General features: G+C 28.2%; 17 protein-coding genes, 1 tRNA gene and 1 other RNA gene. 14 read left to right on the forward strand and 5 right to left on the reverse strand.

Features of this window, described 5'->3' with window-relative positions:
• Positions 1-74: 74 nt before the first annotated feature.
• From ACWXVS_RS01880 to ACWXVS_RS01895, 4 genes are all read right to left on the reverse strand, one after another.
• Positions 75-148, reverse strand: a tRNA-Trp gene (locus tag ACWXVS_RS01880).
• Between the two features lie 21 nt (positions 149-169).
• Entirely contained in the window at positions 170-1,315 is a 1,146-nt protein-coding gene (gene metK / locus ACWXVS_RS01885; RefSeq protein ID WP_438340729.1) for a methionine adenosyltransferase, read from the reverse strand.
• 224 nt (positions 1,316-1,539) lie between these two features.
• On the reverse strand, positions 1,540-2,520 hold the full coding sequence (gene asnA, locus ACWXVS_RS01890) for an aspartate--ammonia ligase (RefSeq protein ID WP_455994748.1): 981 nt from the start codon (positions 2,518-2,520) through the stop codon (positions 1,540-1,542).
• A 71-nt stretch (positions 2,521-2,591) separates the two neighbouring features.
• Positions 2,592-3,788, reverse strand: coding sequence for a phosphoglycerate kinase (locus tag ACWXVS_RS01895; protein ID WP_438340731.1), 1,197 nt, complete (start codon positions 3,786-3,788; stop codon positions 2,592-2,594).
• 127 nt (positions 3,789-3,915) lie between these two features.
• On the opposite strand from ACWXVS_RS01895, the gene ACWXVS_RS01900 reads away from it, so the two are divergent.
• From ACWXVS_RS01900 to tuf, 3 genes are all read left to right on the forward strand, one after another.
• A complete protein-coding gene (locus tag ACWXVS_RS01900) occupies positions 3,916-4,314 on the forward strand; it encodes a hypothetical protein (protein ID WP_455994750.1) in 399 nt (132 codons plus the stop codon).
• Positions 4,315-4,332: 18 nt separating this feature from the next.
• Complete coding sequence (locus ACWXVS_RS01905; RefSeq protein ID WP_438340733.1) at positions 4,333-4,905, forward strand: diadenylate cyclase; 573 nt, start codon at positions 4,333-4,335, stop codon at positions 4,903-4,905.
• A 317-nt stretch (positions 4,906-5,222) separates the two neighbouring features.
• Positions 5,223-6,416, forward strand: coding sequence for an elongation factor Tu (gene tuf / locus ACWXVS_RS01910; protein WP_438340734.1), 1,194 nt, complete (start codon positions 5,223-5,225; stop codon positions 6,414-6,416).
• A gap of 53 nt (positions 6,417-6,469) precedes the next feature.
• On the opposite strand, the gene ACWXVS_RS01915 is transcribed toward tuf, so the two are convergent.
• Positions 6,470-7,864 (reverse strand): DNA recombination protein RmuC, encoded by a 1,395-nt coding sequence (locus ACWXVS_RS01915; protein WP_455994752.1) that lies wholly within the window; start codon positions 7,862-7,864, stop codon positions 6,470-6,472.
• 122 nt (positions 7,865-7,986) lie between these two features.
• On the opposite strand from ACWXVS_RS01915, the gene ACWXVS_RS01920 reads away from it, so the two are divergent.
• From ACWXVS_RS01920 to ACWXVS_RS01970, 11 genes are all read left to right on the forward strand, one after another.
• Complete coding sequence (locus tag ACWXVS_RS01920) at positions 7,987-8,733, forward strand: hypothetical protein (protein WP_438340736.1); 747 nt, start codon at positions 7,987-7,989, stop codon at positions 8,731-8,733.
• A complete protein-coding gene (locus ACWXVS_RS01925; RefSeq protein WP_438340737.1) occupies positions 8,733-9,629 on the forward strand; it encodes a Cof-type HAD-IIB family hydrolase in 897 nt (298 codons plus the stop codon). The genes ACWXVS_RS01920 and ACWXVS_RS01925 overlap by 1 nt, the downstream gene beginning before the upstream one ends.
• A gap of 1 nt (position 9,630) precedes the next feature.
• Positions 9,631-10,884 carry a hypothetical protein gene (locus ACWXVS_RS01930; RefSeq protein WP_455994754.1) on the forward strand — a complete coding sequence of 418 codons (1,254 nt, stop codon included), beginning with the start codon at positions 9,631-9,633 and terminating at the stop codon, positions 10,882-10,884.
• A gap of 260 nt (positions 10,885-11,144) precedes the next feature.
• Positions 11,145-13,982: an excinuclease ABC subunit UvrA gene (gene uvrA, locus ACWXVS_RS01935; protein WP_455994756.1), complete on the forward strand. Its 2,838-nt coding sequence runs from the start codon at positions 11,145-11,147 to the stop codon at positions 13,980-13,982.
• An 82-nt stretch (positions 13,983-14,064) separates the two neighbouring features.
• Positions 14,065-15,006: a prolipoprotein diacylglyceryl transferase gene (gene lgt, locus ACWXVS_RS01940; protein ID WP_455994758.1), complete on the forward strand. Its 942-nt coding sequence runs from the start codon at positions 14,065-14,067 to the stop codon at positions 15,004-15,006.
• A 35-nt stretch (positions 15,007-15,041) separates the two neighbouring features.
• Positions 15,042-15,956: an NAD(P)/FAD-dependent oxidoreductase gene (locus tag ACWXVS_RS01945; protein ID WP_455994760.1), complete on the forward strand. Its 915-nt coding sequence runs from the start codon at positions 15,042-15,044 to the stop codon at positions 15,954-15,956.
• Positions 15,957-15,961: 5 nt separating this feature from the next.
• A complete protein-coding gene (locus ACWXVS_RS01950; protein WP_455994762.1) occupies positions 15,962-17,509 on the forward strand; it encodes a hypothetical protein in 1,548 nt (515 codons plus the stop codon).
• A gap of 12 nt (positions 17,510-17,521) precedes the next feature.
• Positions 17,522-19,075 (forward strand): hypothetical protein, encoded by a 1,554-nt coding sequence (locus ACWXVS_RS01955; protein WP_438340743.1) that lies wholly within the window; start codon positions 17,522-17,524, stop codon positions 19,073-19,075.
• A gap of 208 nt (positions 19,076-19,283) precedes the next feature.
• Positions 19,284-19,886 carry a 30S ribosomal protein S4 gene (rpsD, locus tag ACWXVS_RS01960; protein WP_438340744.1) on the forward strand — a complete coding sequence of 201 codons (603 nt, stop codon included), beginning with the start codon at positions 19,284-19,286 and terminating at the stop codon, positions 19,884-19,886.
• 127 nt (positions 19,887-20,013) lie between these two features.
• Positions 20,014-20,109, forward strand: an RNA gene (gene ffs / locus ACWXVS_RS01965) — signal recognition particle sRNA small type.
• Positions 20,110-20,119: 10 nt separating this feature from the next.
• Positions 20,120-20,737 carry a hypothetical protein gene (locus ACWXVS_RS01970; protein ID WP_455994764.1) on the forward strand — a complete coding sequence of 206 codons (618 nt, stop codon included), beginning with the start codon at positions 20,120-20,122 and terminating at the stop codon, positions 20,735-20,737.
• Positions 20,738-20,781 lie beyond the last annotated feature (44 nt).

Here is a 20,781-nt window from a genome sequence, read left to right on the forward strand (position 1 = left end):
TAAGAAATGCTTTACTTTTTTAAAAAAACAAGATACATTTGTAATGCATCTTGTTTTATAACAATTTTATGATATGGCAGGGGATGCAGGAATCGAACCCGCACAAATGGGTTTGGAGTCCATTGTTCTACCATTAAACTAATCCCCTAGACACATATAAAATTATAATTTATCTTTTTATATTTTTAAAGAAATCTTTTATTTCATTTATTTTGTCAATTTTTTCTCAACTTAAATTAAGGTCATTTCTACCAAAATGACCAAAAGTTGCGGTTGGTAGAAAAATTGGATTTAATAAATTTAGTGTGTTTATAATTCCTTCAACACTTAAATCAAATAATTTATAAACGGCATTAATTATTTCCTGTTCTGTATATTTAGAAGTACCAAAAGTTTCAATATAAATTGATTGTGGTCTAGGTAATCCTATGGCATAAGATAATTGGATTTCCATTTTTTTTGCAATGCCAGCAGCAACAAAATTTTTGGTTATATATCTTGCCATATATGCTGCAGAACGGTCTATCTTGGTTGCGTCCTTGCCTGAAAACGCCCCACCACCATGTCTTGCAAAACCACCATAAGTGTCGACAATTATTTTTCTACCAGTCAAGCCAGTATCTCCGGTTGGCCCCCCTATTACAAATCTACCGGTGGGATTTATTAATAATTCATAATCTAAATTGAAATTATGTTCTTTTAAAACATAGTCAACGATATTTGTTTTTATAAAGGTTTTAAATTTATCATAATTAAAATTTTCCTCATGTTGAATTGACATTAAAACTTTTTTAATAGTATATGTATTTTTTTTATCGTCATATTCAACTGTGACTTGGCTTTTCATATCTGACTTTGCATATGGAAATTTTTTATGTCTTCTTAAATTTTCGGCACGCTTTACTAATTCATGAGCTAGCACAATAGGTCATGGCATATAATACTCATTTTCGCAAGTGGCATAACCAAACAAAATCCCTTGATCGCCAGCACCTAATTCTTTATTGTTGTCCTTGTTTACTCCTTGAGCAATATCAGGACTTTGTTCAGTAATTGCGTTAATTATTTTAAAATCGTTTTCCTTATAGCCTAAATTTTTAAGTATTTTTCATGCTTCCTTAATAGTATCAATATAACCTTTTGTTGAAATTTGGCCACCAATATATATGAGGTCATCATTTGCTATAACGTCACATGCTACTCTTGAATATTTATCTTGCTTTAATAAAGCATCGACAATCGCATCTGAAATTTGGTCACAAATTTTATCTGGATGTCCCGCACCCACAGATTCGCTTGTTAATAATCTCTTCATTGTATTTCTCCTTTAAATTTCTATAGCTATAATTAAAAACATAAAAAAACAACTCTATTTTATAGGTTGTTTTTTGACTAAATAAACTTACAAATGATACATGTTAGATTTTTTGTAAAAATCTCTGACTATCCACCTTATTCTATATGAACAGGTTGGCATGTTTCATCGCCGTCAAGCTAACAACTCTTTATGTATTTTAATTATGATAAAAGTATATCATTTTATAAGAGAATTATGCCATTTTCATTGATCGTTTTTTTAGTCTCATCATTTCAAATGCTAACTTGAACTTCACCAATATGTCTTTTTTCTAATAAAAACATTGCAATTCTTGATTGCCCTAGTCCCCCACCGATAGTTAAAGGCAATTTGTTTTCTAAAATAGCCTTATGATATGGACTTATTTTTGCTATTTCATAGTCATTTAGTTGATATTGTTTTCTTAGTGAATCACCATCCACTCTAATTCCCATACTGCTTAGTTCCAAAGCGATATCGTTGATTGAATCATAAACAATTAAATCACCATTAAGCATCCAATCATCATAGTCCTTAGCTCTTTTTGAATGTGGCTTATTATCATTTAATAGATAACCAATTTGGTAAATAAAAATAGCTTTGTGTTCTTTTGCTATCTCGTATTCTCTTTCCTCAGGCGAAATATTTGGATAGAGATTATATAGTTCATTTGAACTAATAAAGAAAATTTTTTCTGGAAGTTTTGTTGCGAAAATTTGATAAATTTTATTAATGGTTTTTTCTGTTTCTTTAAGGCATTTATATATTTTTTTAACAACCTTTTTAAGAAAATTAATATTACGATCCTTTTTATTTATAACTAATTCTCAATCTCATTGGTCGACATAAAAAGAATGGGTTTTATCAATATTTTCTTGTTGTCTTATTGCATTCATATCAGTATAGATACCTTCATAAACGTTAAAATTATATCTTGCTAGGGCATCTCTTTTTCATTTTGCTAGTGAGTGAACAATTTCGATATCTTCATTAATATTTTTAGGTCTAAATATAACTGGTTTTTCTCCTGAGAGACCATCATTTAAGCCACTACTACTTCTTAGAAACATAGGTGCTGATACTCTTGTAAGATTTAAGGCTTTTCTTAATTTATGTGAAAAAACGTCTTTTAGTTTTTCAATCGCAAACTGAGTTTCTTTTAATGTTAAACATGTTTTTTTCATAAAAGAATTTTAACAAATTAAACAAAAAAGTCCATTGAAAAATGAACTCTCTTTTAATTTATATTAAACTATTACTCTTTATCTTGAATTGCTTCAAAACCGGGCATTTTATTACCTTGAATGAATTCGATAGAAGCTCCGCCACCGGTTGAAATAAAACTGAATTTTGATTGGTATCCTAGTTTGTTAATAGCAGTTACTGAATCACCGCCACCGACAACAGAGTAAGCTCTTTCATTATTTGCAATAGCTATAGCAATACCTTTTGTTCCATTTTCAAAGTTTTTGAATTCAGTTACTCCCGCAGGTCCGTTTCAAAATATTGTTTTTGCGGAAGCGATAATTTCGTTAAATAGCTCAACTGATTGTGGGCCAATATCTAATCCCATATATCCATCAGGAATGTTGATATTATCTTTTGTTGTAAATAAAGGAGTTTTATCAGCGAATTCATCAGTGTAAGCATTGTCAATTGGTAAAACAATTTTGTCCTTATATTCAATTAAATATTGTTTTGCCATTTCTACTTTGTCATCTTCACAAATTGATGTTCCCACTTTGTGACCCAACGCTTTTTGGAAGGTATATGCCATTCCACCAACAACTAGAACTTTATCAGCAACATTGAATAATTTTTCAAGTACCTTGATTTTGTCACTAACTTTTGCTCCTCCAATAATAGCAACATATGGTCTTTCGAATCCATCTAATATTTTAGATAAGTGTAAAACTTCATTGTTCATTAATAAACCAAGTGCTGATTCCTTGATGAATTTTGCAATACCTGCCGTTGAAGCATGAGCACGATGTGAAGCGCCAAAGGCATCATTAACATAAACATCTCCTAGGCTAGCTCAATATTTTGCTAATTCTTCATTGTTTCCCGACTCAGCCTTATCATTTAAATCCTCAAAACGAGTGTTTTCTAAGAAAATAATTTCTCCTGGTTTTAGGTTTGAAGCTGCCTTTTTAACTTCTTCACCTCTAGTTTCAGGAATAAAGTCCACTTTTTTGCCTAGAATTTCAGAAAACTTTTCTACAACAACCTTTAACGATTTATTTAATTTGTCTTCAGGAGCTTTTATTCTTCCTAAATGTGAAAGCATAATTAGTGATGCGCCATGGTCTAAAATGTACTTGATTGTTGGCAATGCTGCATCGATTCTTTTTGTGTCCATAACCATTCCGTTAGAAACAGGGACATTAAAATCAACTCTTAGAATTACTTTTTTTCCTTTAAGTTCAATATCCTTGATTGTTTTTTTCATTTTATCTCCTATATTTTTTAGTAATTTAATATAAAATTTTTATTAATATATGTGTAATTATAATAAAATAATCTTAATTAATAATCAAACATATTAAAATGATGATTTATTGATTGTTAGGAGAAAGATGGCTCAAAAACAAAAAGATACAAGAACCCTGAATTATGATCCTGAGAGCGATAATATCTCAAGAATCATTACTGAATTTCAGTCATATAAGAAGAATGCTAAATTTTTTAAGGATTATTCTGAGATGGAAATTTTTAATTATTTTCAAAAGATGAGATTTATGAATATTATGGATGAAAGAAATAAGGAAATAATTAAGCAAGCCCAGAATAGACAAACACAATTGCAAATGAAGTATCAAACATATATTGAGTTCGATAGATGATCTGATTCTCCACAGGCAACACAAGCAAAACCAATTAGTAAACTAAGAAGAATTTTGGCAATTATTTTTGTAATAATTATTCAAATCATTGTCTTGATAGTAATTATTAAATTAGCAAATGGTAATTCATAAAATTAGATGAGGTTTTTAATGGTTGAATATATTATTTTATTTTTTGTAATCTTTATTTCGGTTGTTTTATCAGTTAATTATATTATTAACATTGTAAATGCCAAGAAGAAAAATAAGTCTATTAAAAAGAGCCTTGGAAGCTCAACTAAAATTAGAATAATTTATCAATTGAGAGAAGCGTTAGAGAAGCTTTCGGCAACAAAAACTGGTGCAATTATAACAATTGAAAATAATGATAATTTAGACCCGCTAAGAACAGATGGAATTATTTTGGATGCGAATATTTCTTCCTCGATCTTAATTTCTATTTTTAATAAACATAGCCCCTTACATGATGGCGCGGTTATTATAAGAAATAATAAAATTTACTATGTTGCTACATTTTATAAAATAACTAAGAAGTCAATTGATAATAAATATGGTGCAAGACATCGAGCCGGAATGGGAATTTCTGAAATGAGTGATGCTTCAACATTAATTGTGAGCGAAGAAAACGGTGGTATAACGCTTGCTGAAAATGGCGTACTACAGTCTGTTCCTTTAGAACAATTGCAAATAGTTTTAGGTAGAATTTTAAGGGATTCTAATTAATAACTATTAATTTAGTATTATTATATTTTGTGATTTTTTGATAATTAAAAAAGAAAAAACGACTTAAATTAAATTGAAAAATTTATATTACTTTTTTAAAGTTTTTATAATAAAAGTTTAAAAAAATTTTAAAAATTTTTATTTTTGTTAAAATTATTTCATTACTTATTTACTTTAAAAATCAATGTTAAACGCCTTAATTTGGACAGGACATAGATGAAAGGCTATGCTTAGGTGGTTAAACGCGTTTAATCTTAAAGATTTTAATATCTATAAAAAAATTAAAAATTTATATAGTTAACTCGAAAGGAAAGAAAATGGCAAAAGTAGATTTTGACCGTTCAAAAGCTCACGTTAACGTTGGAACAATCGGTCACGTTGACCATGGTAAAACAACATTAACAGCTGCGATAGCAACAGTTTTATCTAAAAAAGGTTTATCAGAAGCTAGAGATTACGCTTCAATCGATAATGCCCCAGAAGAAAAAGCACGTGGTATTACAATTAACACCTCACACATCGAATACCAAACAGAAAAGCGTCACTATGCACACGTTGACTGTCCGGGTCACGCTGACTATGTTAAAAATATGATTACAGGTGCCGCTCAAATGGATGGTGCAATATTAGTAGTTGCTGCTACTGATGGTCCTATGCCTCAAACACGTGAACACATTTTATTGGCAAAACAAGTTGGTGTTCCTAAAATTGTTGTTTTCCTAAACAAAATTGATATGTTTAGTGATGATGAAAGAGAAGAAATGATTGGTTTAGTTGAAATGGATATCCGTGGATTGCTAAACGAATATGGTTTCGATGGAGACAATACACCTGTTATTGCTGGTTCAGCTCTTAAAGCATTACAAGGCGACGCCGCTTATGAGCAACAAATTATGGACTTAATGGATGCTGTTGATACATACATTGAAGAACCAAAACGTGAAACAGAAAAACCATTCTTAATGGCTATTGAAGACGTTTTCACAATTACAGGACGTGGAACAGTTGCAACTGGTAGAGTTGAACGTGGTGTTTTATCACTTAACGAAGAAGTTGAAATTGTTGGATTAAAGCCAACTAAGAAAACAGTTGTTACCGGTATCGAAATGTTTAGAAAGAACCTAAAAGAAGCTCAAGCTGGGGATAATGCTGGTTTATTACTACGTGGTATTGATAGATCAGAAATTGAACGTGGACAAGTTTTAGCAAAACCTAAAACAATCGTTCCTCACACAGAATTTGAAGCTACAGTTTATGTTCTTAAAAAAGAAGAAGGTGGACGTCACACACCTTTCTTCCAAAACTATAAACCACAATTCTACTTCCGTACAACAGACGTTACAGGTGGAATTGCATTCATCGGACAACGTGAAATGGTTATGCCAGGGGATACAGTTGAATTAAAAGTTACTTTAATTGCACCTATTGCTGTTGAAGAAGGAACAAGATTCTCAATCCGTGAAGGTGGTAGAACTGTTGGTGCCGGAACTGTAACAAAGATTACAAAATAATTTTAGTTTGAAAAATATGTTGCACAATATGTGCAACATATTTTTTTATTTTTTTAAATGTCATCAGAAATTAGGGCATTTATTTTATTTTTCTTCTTTTCAGTGGTTTCCTTTATAACGGGGGCAGGAATGCCTAATTCATTAGAGTTTTTGCTAATTTTATTAATGACTTCGTTTGTATATTTATATGCTTTTCCAATCTTTTTAGATGCTTGTCCAATAGAATCTAAACCATCAATAATATTGTTATTAACAGCATTGTATTTATTTTGAATTTCGATAAATAAATCTTTAATTTTTTCAATATCTTTTGCAACTCTATAATTTTGGTTTTGAACAGAGTAACTATATATAAAAGCCATCATAAAACTTGGGCCTATTATTAATATTTTATAATCATTGAATATTGCAGGTATAAAGTTATTGTCTTGAATTAATGTTAGGTGTATGCTTTCAGATGGCAGAAATAATATGGCAAAAGGTGTAGTATTATGATATGGCTTGATATATTTATCTCTAATACTTTTAGCCATTTCTTTAAGTTTATCTCTTAATTTTTTAAGAGCATCCTTTTTATCTACTTCATTTTCCTTATCAATATATTTATTTCATGTATCTAAAGGAAATTTACTATCAATCGGGATAATGATTTCTTGTTCTTTGCCATCAATAATATTTTTTGACCTAATAACAAAATCTACTTTTTCATCACTTTTTGGATCAATTTTATATTGTTCAAATCAGAGATTATTTTTAAGTGACGGAAAATGGTTTTCTAAAATTTGTCTTAATGAGAATTCACCAAAATTTCCTACAGTTTTATTGTTTGAAAAAGCTTTGTTAAGATCAATAACACTTTTTTGAATAGTGCTAAATTCAGTCATGCCTTTGTTCATTTCATCCATCGAGCTCTTGATATTATTAAAATGTTCATTGATTTGTTTTGTTAATTTATCTTCAAAGTGTTTATCTATTTTTGTTTTAATTTCTTCAAATCACTCACGATTTCTTTTAGTTATATCTTCAAGTCTTGTATTAACATTTTCTCTTAAAACATTTGATAATTTATTTAGATCTTCATTTTGAGCCTTATTACTTTCTTTTATAACACTAGCTATTCGAACCAAATTATTGTTGATTATTTCATTATAAGACTTTCCAAATTCATTTATTGTTTTGTTTAATTCATTTTTTAAATTATTTATTTTATCACCCATGATTTCAGCTAAAAAAACTTTTTGATTTAGTTCTAACTTATCTAATTTTATTTCAATATGGTTATTAATTTCATTTAGATGGTTTTGGATTTCATTTTTTATAATTTCCTCAGTTTTTGTTTTTGCCTTTTCAGCTCTTAATCTTTGTGTGATTAAATAAGATAATATGGAAACTATTCCTATTAGTGCTAATGCACTAATTACAATCAAGGCAATTAAAAGATTATTCATATTTTTACCTCCTTATTTTTAGAATAATGCTATTAATAATTTAAACATAAATAATGTAATATTTTTTGGTTATTTCAAATATTCAAAAAATAGCCTTAATTATTATAAAATTTATTGTAATTATGAAGAAAATGCAAAAAAAAATATTTCTATCATCATTAGTTACATTACCTGTTTTTGCAACTGCACCATTAGTTGTTTCATGTAAAAATAAAAATCAAGTTGAAGAAGATAAAAGTCTTGAATTTAGTGCTATTAAACAAAAATATGAAAAGCTTAATTGAGATGATTTTCTTTTGGCTAAAAAAGTAAAAGATGAAAATATTTCTTATAAGGATTATACTTATGAATCATTCTTTGAGTGGGGTAGTGAAAAAGGGTTAAACGCCTTGGATAAAATAGAAATAAATGGTAAAAGTTCTGATTTAACATCAAAAGAGTCACAAGCATTGGATAATAATATAACTGCTAAAAAATATATTTCTAAGGATTTTATTGATCTTGTTGATAACTATAATAAAACAAAAAATGATGATGAAAAATTGATAGTAATTTTGAGAAGTCAAAAACTCCCCTTGCCTGAAGCAGCCATATTAGTTTGAACTTGGTTAACAAAGAAAAAATATTTAAAAGAAGCCAAAAAAATTGAGGAATTAAAAAATATTAGTAGCAACAAGATTGTTCTATATGGCCATTGGTTTTATAATAGAGAATATGATAAAAATAATGATAGCAATAAAAAGTGGAAAATTGTTGGATATGTTGTCCCCACAATTAGCTTTAGTGCATTATTTTTATATATAATAATAGCAATATTGGTTAAGCGCAAGAAAATAGCTTTTAAAGCTAAGAAAGGAAGAGCTAAATAATGTATGCAATAATTAATAACAAAAAACCTGTTATTTTTAGCGATGTAGATGGTACGCTGTATCGAAATTTTGATTTAAGACCAGATACCGAATATGATATTAGGTTTGCTATTGATAATGGTGCTGATTTTAACATATGCACCGGAAATCCGGTGCAAGAGCGTATGTTAAATTTAGCTAAAAGACTAAATGTGAGATATCTTCTTTGTTCATCTGGTGCTGAAATATATGACGTGAAAAAAGCAGAGATTATTAAGAGTTGAAATATTGAATTCTCTTATTTAGAAGAAGTAATTAAAATTGCAAATGAGTTAAATTTACAAGTTATTTTTTGAGATGACAAAAATTATTTTTATCTAAAAGATGAAAAAATTATAATTGACGAGGTTATAAATTATCATTTTGTTAGTGACAAAAATAAGAAAATGATACCTAAATTGTGAAAAGGTGAGTTTATAAAACCTATTAAAATTGAGTTGTATGCCATTGACGATCAGCCATCAACAACACTATATGAAAAAATATATGATAGTATCAAACACCTAAAAGATAAAATGGAAATTATTGTGACCCATTGCAATATAGAAATTAATTCGTTAGGAGTTAATAAAGGAAGTGCCGTTAGATGAATGGTTGAAAATATTTATAGCAATGAAGAAGTAATGCTAAAAGAAGTAATGACTATCGGAGATAGTAATAATGATACCCCGATGTTAAAACTTACTGATTATTCATATGCAATGGATAATTCATCTAATGAAGTATTAAAAACTGCTAAACTTTTTACAAGTGATGTAGCACAAAATGGGTTAGGGGAAGCTATTTTGGACTATTTATATCGATTAAAGAATATTACAAGAAAATATATGTTTCATGAATTTATAAAGGAGAAGTAAAATGAAGGTAACAAGAATTGGACAAAATTATATTTTAAAGGTTAATAATATTAATAAATTATCTCCTTTTTTTAATGAAACTAATGTTAAACTAGTTGACTTTTTGGGCGAAGATCAGCCGTTAGAACTAATTATATCTGATAATTTAACATTTGAGGAATTGGGTAGATTAATTCTATCTTTCTATGGATATAATAAGAATCCATATTATCCAATCTTTGATACAAGTGAATTTGATGAGAAAGAACTTAGAGAAATAACTTTTGAAACAAGAGCTCAAAAAGGCTTGATTGTCAATGTTGATGACTTTTTATTCAAAAAAATAGAATATCTTGATAAGAAATCAAATTATTTTACAGCAATATTATCTGATTTTTCGGTTGTTTCGTTTGAATTTACTCTTAAGAAGGGCATTAAATACGCTGGTGTATCATTGGCTGAAAGATTTAGCGCTATGCTAAAACAAAACACAGATGCGGTATTAAAACATTCATTAAAATTTAATAAAACAAATAGGGTCGAAAATAGTAAAAACACAAGCGTTTTTGGTATGCAACTAGCAAAATCTTTATATGATAATAATTACGTATATGCTTTCCATAATTCTCTTGTTCCTTCCTTTGGGGAAGTTTCAGCTACGACGGAATTTTTTGATTTCGGTCTTCTTTCAAGATTAGAACTTTCAACCATATCTAAAGAAATTTCATCAATTTTTGAATGAAGAAGTAAAGATAAAATATATCAGTCATACTTTGAATACATTGCCCCTAGTTTAAATGACCATGAGTTGCTTAATATGGGTTCAATAGGTAATTTCTTTGGTTCGAAAGAATTATCGGAATCTGAACATAATGATGTAAAGAAAATTCAAGAAATTCTAAATAATCCTGAAAAATATGCAAAATCTGAGAAAGAAATGATTGAAAAAGTTAAGAATGGTGATTTAGACTTGCCTTTTGATACTTCAAAAATTCAAACTCGTGATGATTTGAGATACGCATTTATAGAAAGTTTCGTTGAGCCTTTAATTGATATGGGAATTGATGAAGCAGAAATCGTTCAAACATTGAAGGAATTTGTTGCTCAGGTTAAACAAGGAACTTTTGTTCCTGGTGTGCCCGCAATGAACATTACGGACTTTGAAGATGAGTCATTTATAAGAACTGTGCTTGAAATATATAGAGAAAAGAAGTCAGGAAGAGAAAAAACAAGAGAGCAAGAACAAGAAACAGTAGATGAAGATGAAATAAATTAGGTTAGTTCTTATAATATATTATTTTCATTATTTGCTTGTATTATAGAAATATAAAAAAATGGGCCCTAATTAAGCTAAAAATGGTCTATTTTTTTAAATATGATAATAAATATTCTTAATTTAAAATGGTAAACATTCATTATTAAATAATTAGAAATCAAATCAATCAATCATGAATATCGTATTTTATTATAGATATTCATTTTTTAATTTTTTATTTACTATTTAAAAACACTATTTTATTAATATAATTCTATATTATGAAACATAATAATATTATTATTAAAAATGCAAGAGAAAATAATTTAAAAAATGTTAATCTTGAAATACCAAGAAATAAATTTGTCGTTTTCACCGGGCTTTCAGGGTCTGGAAAGAGTTCGCTAGCATTCAATACCATCTATGAAGAGGGTAGAAGAAGGTATGTTGATAGCTTATCAAATTATGCTAAACAATTTTTAGGTGGAACAAAAAAACCTGATGTGGATAGTATTGAAGGATTGAGTCCTGCCATTTCTATTGAGCAAAAAACGGTCCACAATAATCCTCGTAGTATTGTTGGCACAGTAACGGAAATTTATGATTTTTTGAGATTGTTATATGCAAGAATAGCAAAACCTTATTGTCCAAATCATAAAATTGAAATTACAGCGCAAAAAAGCCGAGATATTATTAATTATGTTTTGTCGCAAAATGAGGGTTCTAAAATATTTATATTATCTCCAATAATTAATAATCAAAAGGGATCTTTTGCTACTACGTTAGCAAAACTAAAAAAGGACGGTTTTCTCAGAATAAAAGCTAATGGTACTATTTTGGAACTAGAAAAAGACCCAATTTTGGATAAGAATAAAAGGTGAAACATCGACTTAATCATTGACCGCTTTAGTTTATCAAATGATAAAGAAACTATGTCACGTGTTGCTGAGGCTGTCGAGATTGCTTTATCTTATTCTAATGGATTGGTGACTATTGAGGTTGTTGGAGGGCAAACAAACACATATTCAACAACACATAGCTGTAAATACGGCGATTTTAATATGCCAAAAATTGAACCACGACTTTTTTCATTTAACTCACCAAATGGAATGTGTTATAAATGCAAGGGACTTGGTGTCTTGCAAAAAGCATCATGAGATTTAATATGTCCAGATAAAACAATGTCAATAAATGAAGGTGCAATATTAATTTATAAAAATATCATTAATTCTCGCAATCTTGAGTGGCAGGAATTTGATAGAATGTTAGGCTACTATGGTATTCCAAAAGACGTGCCAATAGGTGATTTATCTAAGGAACATATAAATATTTTAAAATATGGCTCGATGGAGGAAATTTCCTATACTATTATTTCTGAAAATGGAATTAAATATGAACGTAACAAAAGGATTGAAGGTGTTTGTGAAAAAATTGAGCGTAAATACCTTGATACTTCATCAAATGAAATGCGAATGTATTATTCTCGTTATTTGTCTGATACTCAATGTGATGAATGCTACGGAAAAAGATTGAATAAATTTGCCCTTGCTACTAAAATTAATGGTTTGGATATATATGAATTATGCAATATGTCCATTGAAGAACTTAAAGAATTTATTAATAATATAATAATGACTGACCTCGAAAAAGAAATAACTAATCTTATTTTGCAAGAAATAAACCATAGAATAGATTTTCTTATCAATGTTGGATTACAATATTTAACCCTAAATAGAAAAGCAGAAACGCTTTCTGGCGGTGAAGCTCAAAGAATTAGGTTAGCAACACAGATTGGTGCTAATTTAACAGGTGTCTTATATGTTTTGGATGAACCCTCAATTGGTTTGCACCAAAAAGATAATGAAAAATTACTGAATTCATTGCGAAAAATGGTTAATTTAGGTAATTCCTTGATTGTTGTTGAACATGACGAAGATACAATAAGACATGCTGATTTTATAGTTGATATTGGTCCAAAAGCCGGTGAATACGGTGGAGAAATTGTTGCTAGTGGCAATATTCAAAAAATAATGAGTACAAATGAGAGTATTACTGGCCAATATCTTGCAAAAAAACTTGAAATTAAGGTGCCAAAATCAAGGCGTTCTGGTAATGGTAAAGTATTAACATTAAAAAAAGCTACTGCTAATAATCTAAAAAATATAACGCTAAAATTTCCGTTAGGTAAATTTATTGCAATTACTGGTGTTTCTGGGTCTGGTAAATCTTCCTTAATTAATCAAGAATTGGTTAAGGAATTGGAAAATGCGTTGAATAGAAAGACTTATTATAGCCTTGTTAAAAACGAAAAAATTAATGGATTTTTAGAAGTCGATAAGTTAATTAAAATTGACCAAAGTGCAATTGGGAGAACACCAAGATCTAATCCTGCTACATATACTGGTGTATTTGATGATATTAGAGAAATATTTGCTAATTTAGAAGAATCAAAAATTAGAGGATTTACTAAATCAAGATTTTCATTTAATATACCCGGAGGTAGATGCGATAAATGTGAGGGTGATGGAGTTATTAAAATTGAAATGCATTTTTTACCCGATGTATATGTGACATGTGATCACTGTGATGGCCAAAGATATAATTATGAAACTCTTGAAGTAAAATATCATGGAAAGTCAATAAATGATGTGCTAAATATGACTATCGAAAAGGCATATACATTCTTTATTCAAAAATCTAAAATTAGAGATCAATTGCAAACATTAATTGATGTGGGTTTAGGATACATAAAACTTGGACAAAATGCAACAACATTATCTGGTGGCGAAGCACAACGAGTTAAATTAGCAACTTATTTGCAAAAGAAACCTACTGGTAAATCGTTATATATTTTAGATGAACCAACAACTGGCCTTCATTCTTATGACGTACAAAATTTATTGAATGTTTTGAATAGAATTGTCGATAATGGCGATACAGTTATAGTTATTGAACATAACCTCGATGTAATTAAGAGTGCCGACTATATTATTGATTTGGGCCCTGATGGAGGTAAGTATGGAGGCAATATCGTTGCAACTGGAACACCTGAACAAGTTGCTGATGTTAGCTACTCATATACTGGTCAGTATTTAAGTAAGATATTAAAATCATCATAAAAATTTATTAAATTAAAATATAATTTTATATAAATTATATATAAGTAATTCTTTATTATTTTTTATTATGAAGGGAGAAAGTATGAAGGATTATGCAGGCGTTAGTCTTCAAGTTGGCCCTTTTCACGTATATTCTTTAACTTTAATGTTAGGTATGATATGTGCAATACTGACAGTTGCTTATTTCTGAAGAAGAGAAAAATATTCCTTTGAGCAATTAGCAATTCTGATTTTTATTGCTTTGCCTACCGCTATTGTTGGTGCGAGATTTATCTTTGTCGTTCAACAACTAATTGAACATAGAGGATGACCAAATGGGCCTTGATATACAATATTTTATGTATGGCAAGGAGGTTTATCTATTCATGGTGGGGTTATTACTGCTACAATTTGTTGTGTATTATACATTGTATTTTCAAAAAATCCAAAGAGGATAAATTTAAGAAAAGCATTTTCTATTATTTTACCTGCTGTTTTCATTGGTCAAGCTATCGGTCGTTGAGGAAACTTTGCTAATCATGAAGTTTATGGACAAATTATGTCTGAAACATCGTTTGCATTTAAGATATTACCTAAGTTGATTAGAGACCATATGTTTATTAATGGACACTATCGTCTTCCATTATTCCTATATGAATCAATTGCTAACTTATTTGCTTATATCTTGCTTGTTTGAATTTTAAACAATTACAACTGATTAAGACCCGGAACTACTGGGGCATTATATATTATTTTTTATGGAATTCTACGTTTTGGAATGGAACCATTACGTCAAGATAATTATGGTATCTATAAGGTAATTTCAGCTTTATATATGGTCGTTGGTACGGTTTTATTAATTCTATTTGAATTTGTAATTAAGCTAAACTTTAATGTTTATAAGGTGTATAAATATAAGAAAGAATGAACTCATAAAATATTCTACTTTATTGTTTATGAACCTAAAAATGACAACAAAGGTCTATTAAGAAGAGATCTAATAAGTCGTAAAGAAGCAGAGGATCAAAAAATAACGTTAGCCTAAAAAACTAATGTTTATTTTTTTAAAAAAGGAGAAAAATGAAAAAAGTATTTGATGTTTTAATTATTGGTGCAGGTCCAGCTGGTTTAACAGCAGCTTTATATTTATCTAGAAATGAGTATAATGTAGCTTTTATTGAATCATCTGTTCCCGGCGGTAAAATCGCTCAACAATCTAAGATTGAAAACTATCCTGGTTTTGATTTTATAAGTGGTTTTGAATTAGCAACAAGTATGTTAAATCAAGCAAGAAAAAATGGAGCCAAATATATTTATGGAAAAGTTGTAGAAATTAGGAACATTAGCGATAATGAAAAATTAGTTATTTTAGAAAACGGTGATGAGTATTATGCACAAGTTGTTGTTATTGCTAGTGGAATGACTAATTTAGTACCAATATCAATTGAAAATATTGAAAAATTTAGGGGACGTGGAGTTTCTTATTGTGCTGTATGTGATGGCGCCTTATATAAAAATGAACCATGTGCAATTATTGGTGGTGGAAACTCAGCATTTGAAGAATCGACTTTTTTAGCAGCAACCGCATCAGAGGTGCACATTTTTGTAAGAGACATAGTTAGAGCTGAAGCAAAAATTATTAACGATGCAAAAAAGCATGCAAATATTTATATTCATTATAACTCTGAAATATTAAAACTTCAAGGTGAAGATAAATTAGAAAGTATTATTGTCAAAATTGATGGAAATATTCAAGAAATGAATATTAAGGCGGTTTTTCCTTATATTGGTTTTAAGGCTGCGACATCGTTTATTTCTAACAAAGAAATGTTAGATGAGCGTGGTTTTATAATAGTTGATAAAAATATGGAGACACAATCCAAAAATATCTTTGCCGTTGGTGATGTTGTAGCTAAGGATATCAGACAAATTACAACTGCAACTAATGACGGCACTATTGCGGCAAGAGTTATTTCCTCACGTATTATCAAATAATAAGTATGTCAAAGAAAACAATTTTTAAAATTATTCCTACGATTTTTTTGCCACTCAGCGTGGCTTTTTGTAATTCTTGTCAAGTCAGCGAAGATGATAATGTTAATTTAATGGTTCCGTTTGTAGAAACCCATGAAAAGAAAGCATTTGCCACTATTGTAGAGTTAGTTAATAAATTCAATGATACCCTTGATTCAAAATATGCCAATCACAAGATTAGAATTCGCAACTCATTTGACAAAAAAAACATTAATAATAAAGTTATTTTAGAGCTAAATATCAAAGATAGTAGAACACCTTCCTTAATTCTTTCCTACCCTTCTATTGTTTCGGCTATTCATTATAATAACCGATTAGTTGAACTAACCGATATTGCAAAAAAGAGCAATATTGAGAAAAAGATTTTAGATTATAATAATCGTCTTGGTTTTGATAATCAAAATGAAATTTTTAGCCTACCTGTTGGCATTAGTTCAGAGATGCTTATTGTCAATAAAAGATTATTAATTAATTATTTTTATTCAATTTATGACAAAATCAAAGAATCATCAGAGTCTTTTTTAGCTAGATTTAAAAATTTTAAAATTATTAATATAATAAGAAGTTTCATACCAACTAGTGCAGATAAAAAAAATGAGGAATTAATTAATTATTTAAGTAATAAAATACTTTGCTATGATGATATGTTTAATGAGTTTGTTGATCTTATAAAAAAAATGGAAATTAATGAGGATAATACAAGTATTTTATTTGTTAAGCATATCGAAAATTATATTTTTGAGACCTTATTTAAAAAAGCTGGATCTGACTTTAATAATTATTTTCTTAAATACAATCAAGATTTTAAAATAGATTATGCCAATATTTTTAAAATAAATAGAAATGAGTATGAGGAATTTAGAGAAACTCTTATGAACTTCTATACTGCCCTAAAATCAAAAAAAATTGATATTGATGTTACAAAAAAAATAACTATTGAAGGGCTACAAGACCAACTTTTTACGTTCATAACAACTAGAGCATATAAGTATAATCTAAAATATTTCTTAAATCATCAGGATGATTTTTTGATTTTAGATGTGCCTCATCGTAAAACTAAAGAAGATAAAAAAGGCTCATTTTTTATCCAAGGTTTATTTCTCTCTGCAATCAAATCGGCTGTAGGCGCGAAAAATGAGGTCATAAATCTTTTTTTAGATTGAATGTATAATCAAAATAATAGGCATGAGCAAATTATTGATGGGAGGCCTCTTTATTTAACGCCAATTGAATATTTGAGCTATCAACTTGATTATATTTTTCCTACAAAAAATTTTAAAAATGAGATAAAAAAACACAACTATTCAAATACTGCGAATGATTTAGTTTTAAAAAATATCTTTGATAATGACCTGATCCCCTTTAGTGATCTCATCGATATAAAAGAATCTAAATTTAGGGAATATATTAAAATATTAGTTGAGAATAACCTTATTGAAAAAATAAGAAGGGATATATCACCAAAACAAGCAATAGATGAATTTCTTGTTAAGCTAGAAGAACTTATAAAATAAAGGATAAAAAATATGAAGCTGAAATTATTTCCTAATTTCTATGAATCTACAAACAATAAAATAAATAGTAATTTCGTTAGTAGAAACAATCACATTATTGCTAAAATTAAGGCAGGATATGATAACTTTAATGAGGTTACTATTAAATTATTAGGATTTGCTATTAAGAATGTTTTATCTAATGTTAGCAAGGATAAAAAATCAATTTTAATTGCAAATGATGGCAGCCATAAATTTTTAGCTTTTTTTGAAAATGAATTAATTGATAAAATCAATGGTGATCATATAGACTCATATGGTTATGAGAAAAATGAACCTGTTAGTAGAGCATTTTGTTCATTTACAAACAGTGTTAGCGAAGCTTTTGTGGTTATCATATATCTTCATAAATATGATAATAATAATTTTGCTATTTCGTTATATGGTAAGAATAATGAACCATTAAATCATAAAATAATTGAATATATTCTAGACGAATATACAAAAGTATCAATAGACTTAGTTAAGGATAGCAATACGCAAATGCGTAATTTAAATTTTAGGAAAATATTAAAGGAATACACTGATTTTCTTTTAAGTAAAAACTTTACTAAAAACGCTAATCATATTCTCAAAATAGGTGTAATTTCCAGCGCACTACAAGATTCATTTGTTAAGAAAATTCTTGGAAAAAATGATATTGCTTATACAGTTTTAAAAGATACATTTAAGCTTGATAAGCCTAATTATTTGAAATTTTCAATTTTTAAACTTGCATTACTTAAAAATGTCGATTATATTTTTAAATTTTCGTTTGACTATGAAAAGGTCTATTTATATAGAAGAAATAATAAACAAAAATATTTTATTCAATATGATTTGGTTGATATCTCTGACCTTGTGATAAATTATTTATCCTTTACTAATAATTATACAAATACAAACAATGACTTTAAAAATCTAAAAAGCATTGCTACATCAAATCTTTGTAAGAAGGAGAATATTACAAACATAGCTAATAAATATAAAATTAATCTTGGTTTTAGTTGAAAATTTGATTCAAAAAATATAGAAAAACCTGATTTTATGTTTTTTAATGAAGATTATCAGGTTTATTTTAGTAATGATAAAAAAATCAAGTATGATGCATTTTTATTTTTTAATATTTTAGTCGATATGTTAAATTATTATCAAACTCAAGAAATGAGATATGATGATATATGTGACCAAAATTTGGACCTATCAAATAAATTGATTATTAGTGAATTTGTTTATGATTGTCATCCATCAAATGTTGTTGACTTTGAGACTAAATTATATATGCAGGATTCAATTGCACAATTAAAAGTTAGCACAATTGAAGATGTTAGAAAAAATTTTAAGGATAGTGATACAAAGTATGTCGCAAAGTTTAATTTTGAGCAAAGAGAATGAATGGCTATTAAATATGACGCTAAATACGAAAAATTAATTTTTGTGATTCAAGAAAAAAATAATACTAGAGGTAATATTGCAAAAAAAATCAAGAAGTTTATGTATAAATTTACAATTAAATATGATAAACCATTGATTAATTTGGCTGAATAAATATTTCTTGCGAAAATAATTAGTTATTGGCAATAAAAATAAGGTATAATTGTAAAGCATTGACAACAGCATAAATAATATTATTTAAAAGTTTTTTCTTTGTTTTATAAATTTGATAGTAAGGAAGCTGTTTAACCGAAATCATTAGAGAAAAAAATATAAATTAAGAATTATTTAATTGTCTTTGCATATTGAAAGGAAAAAAAATATGTCAAGATTCTTAGGATCAATTTTTAAAAAATCTAGAAGATATGGAACATCGCTTCTAGAAAATAATAAAGAATTCACAAAGGGTAAGAAGAGAATGACTGCACCTGGTCAACATGGTGCCAAAAGATCAAAACCTTCTGATTACCAATTGCATATGTATGAAAAGCAAAAAGTTAGATTTATGTATGGTTTAAATGAAAGACAATTCAAAAATCTATTTACTATTGCCGCTAGAAAAGATGGTGTTACAGGTATTAATTTATTGCAACTAGTCGAATCTAGACTAGACAACCTAGTATTTAGAGCAGGATTTGCTCGTACTAGAGCTCAGGCTAGACAATTTGTAAACCATAATCACGTAGTTGTTGATGGACATAAGGCAAACATACCTTCAATGATTATTAAACCAGGTTCTGTAATCGAACTTAAATCTTCATTAGAAAATAATGCAAATGTTAAAGACGCTCTTGAAGTTATGACAACCGCTGCATGATTAACTCGTGATGGGAATAAGTTTACATATACAAGAATGCCAGAAAGAAATGAGTTTGCAAAAGAAATTGATGAATCATTAATTGTTGAATATTACAACAGACGTTAAAATTTGCGCTTCGGCGCATTTTATAATTTATTTTAGGACATTTGTTAATGTTGCAAATAAAGCAGTTTATTCAAAGTGTTTTTTTGGATTAATTTAATATAATAAAATGCTTGCAAATATAGTATAATAATAAAGCCATGAGAACGGTAACCTTGTAAATTGGTCAGGATAGAGATATAGCAGCCATATCGAGAAGTGCAGTGTCTTGTGGTTTTTATTTTAAGGAGAAAGAAATGATTTGCACACGTTTATTAAGTCCTATAAAAAATCAAGAAGATTATGATATATTACCAATTCTTGATTTAGGTGATTTTGTTATTTATAAAAAAATTGCAAGATCTCCGTTTTATAATTCTATTGATTATGAATCATACATAAGCAATGAAGAAACTCAATATAATTTCTACTTTGAGGAAAGTTTATATTTCATTTGTTCTTATGAATTGTTTTATAGTCAGTTTAATAAAGATGCTGTTTTTATTAAAAATATCACTGCCAATAAAAAAATTTCTTATTTTAAATTAAAACAGTTAAAAAAAATTCGTGAAATAATAAACAATGATGGAAAAGGCGGAACATTAATTACGTTTAAATATAAAGAAAATAATTTTTGACCATTTTATGTTTTTTGCGACCAAGAAATTGCTGAGAAAGAATTTAAATATCTATTAGAAACAGTATATAAATGTGACGTTAATGCAAATATTCAGCTTCATGAAAATTATTTCATTAAAATAAAAACCGCAAATGATGCTTTTTTAAACAAAGAATCATCAGTTTATCATTATGTCCATAATATTATTGGGATTAATATTGAAAAAGCCATTTATGACTTGGAATCAATAAATTAAAAAGTCCAAAAGGACTTTTTAATTTATTATTTTTGGTACCTTAT

The organism is Mycoplasma sp. 327 (assembly GCF_053851655.1).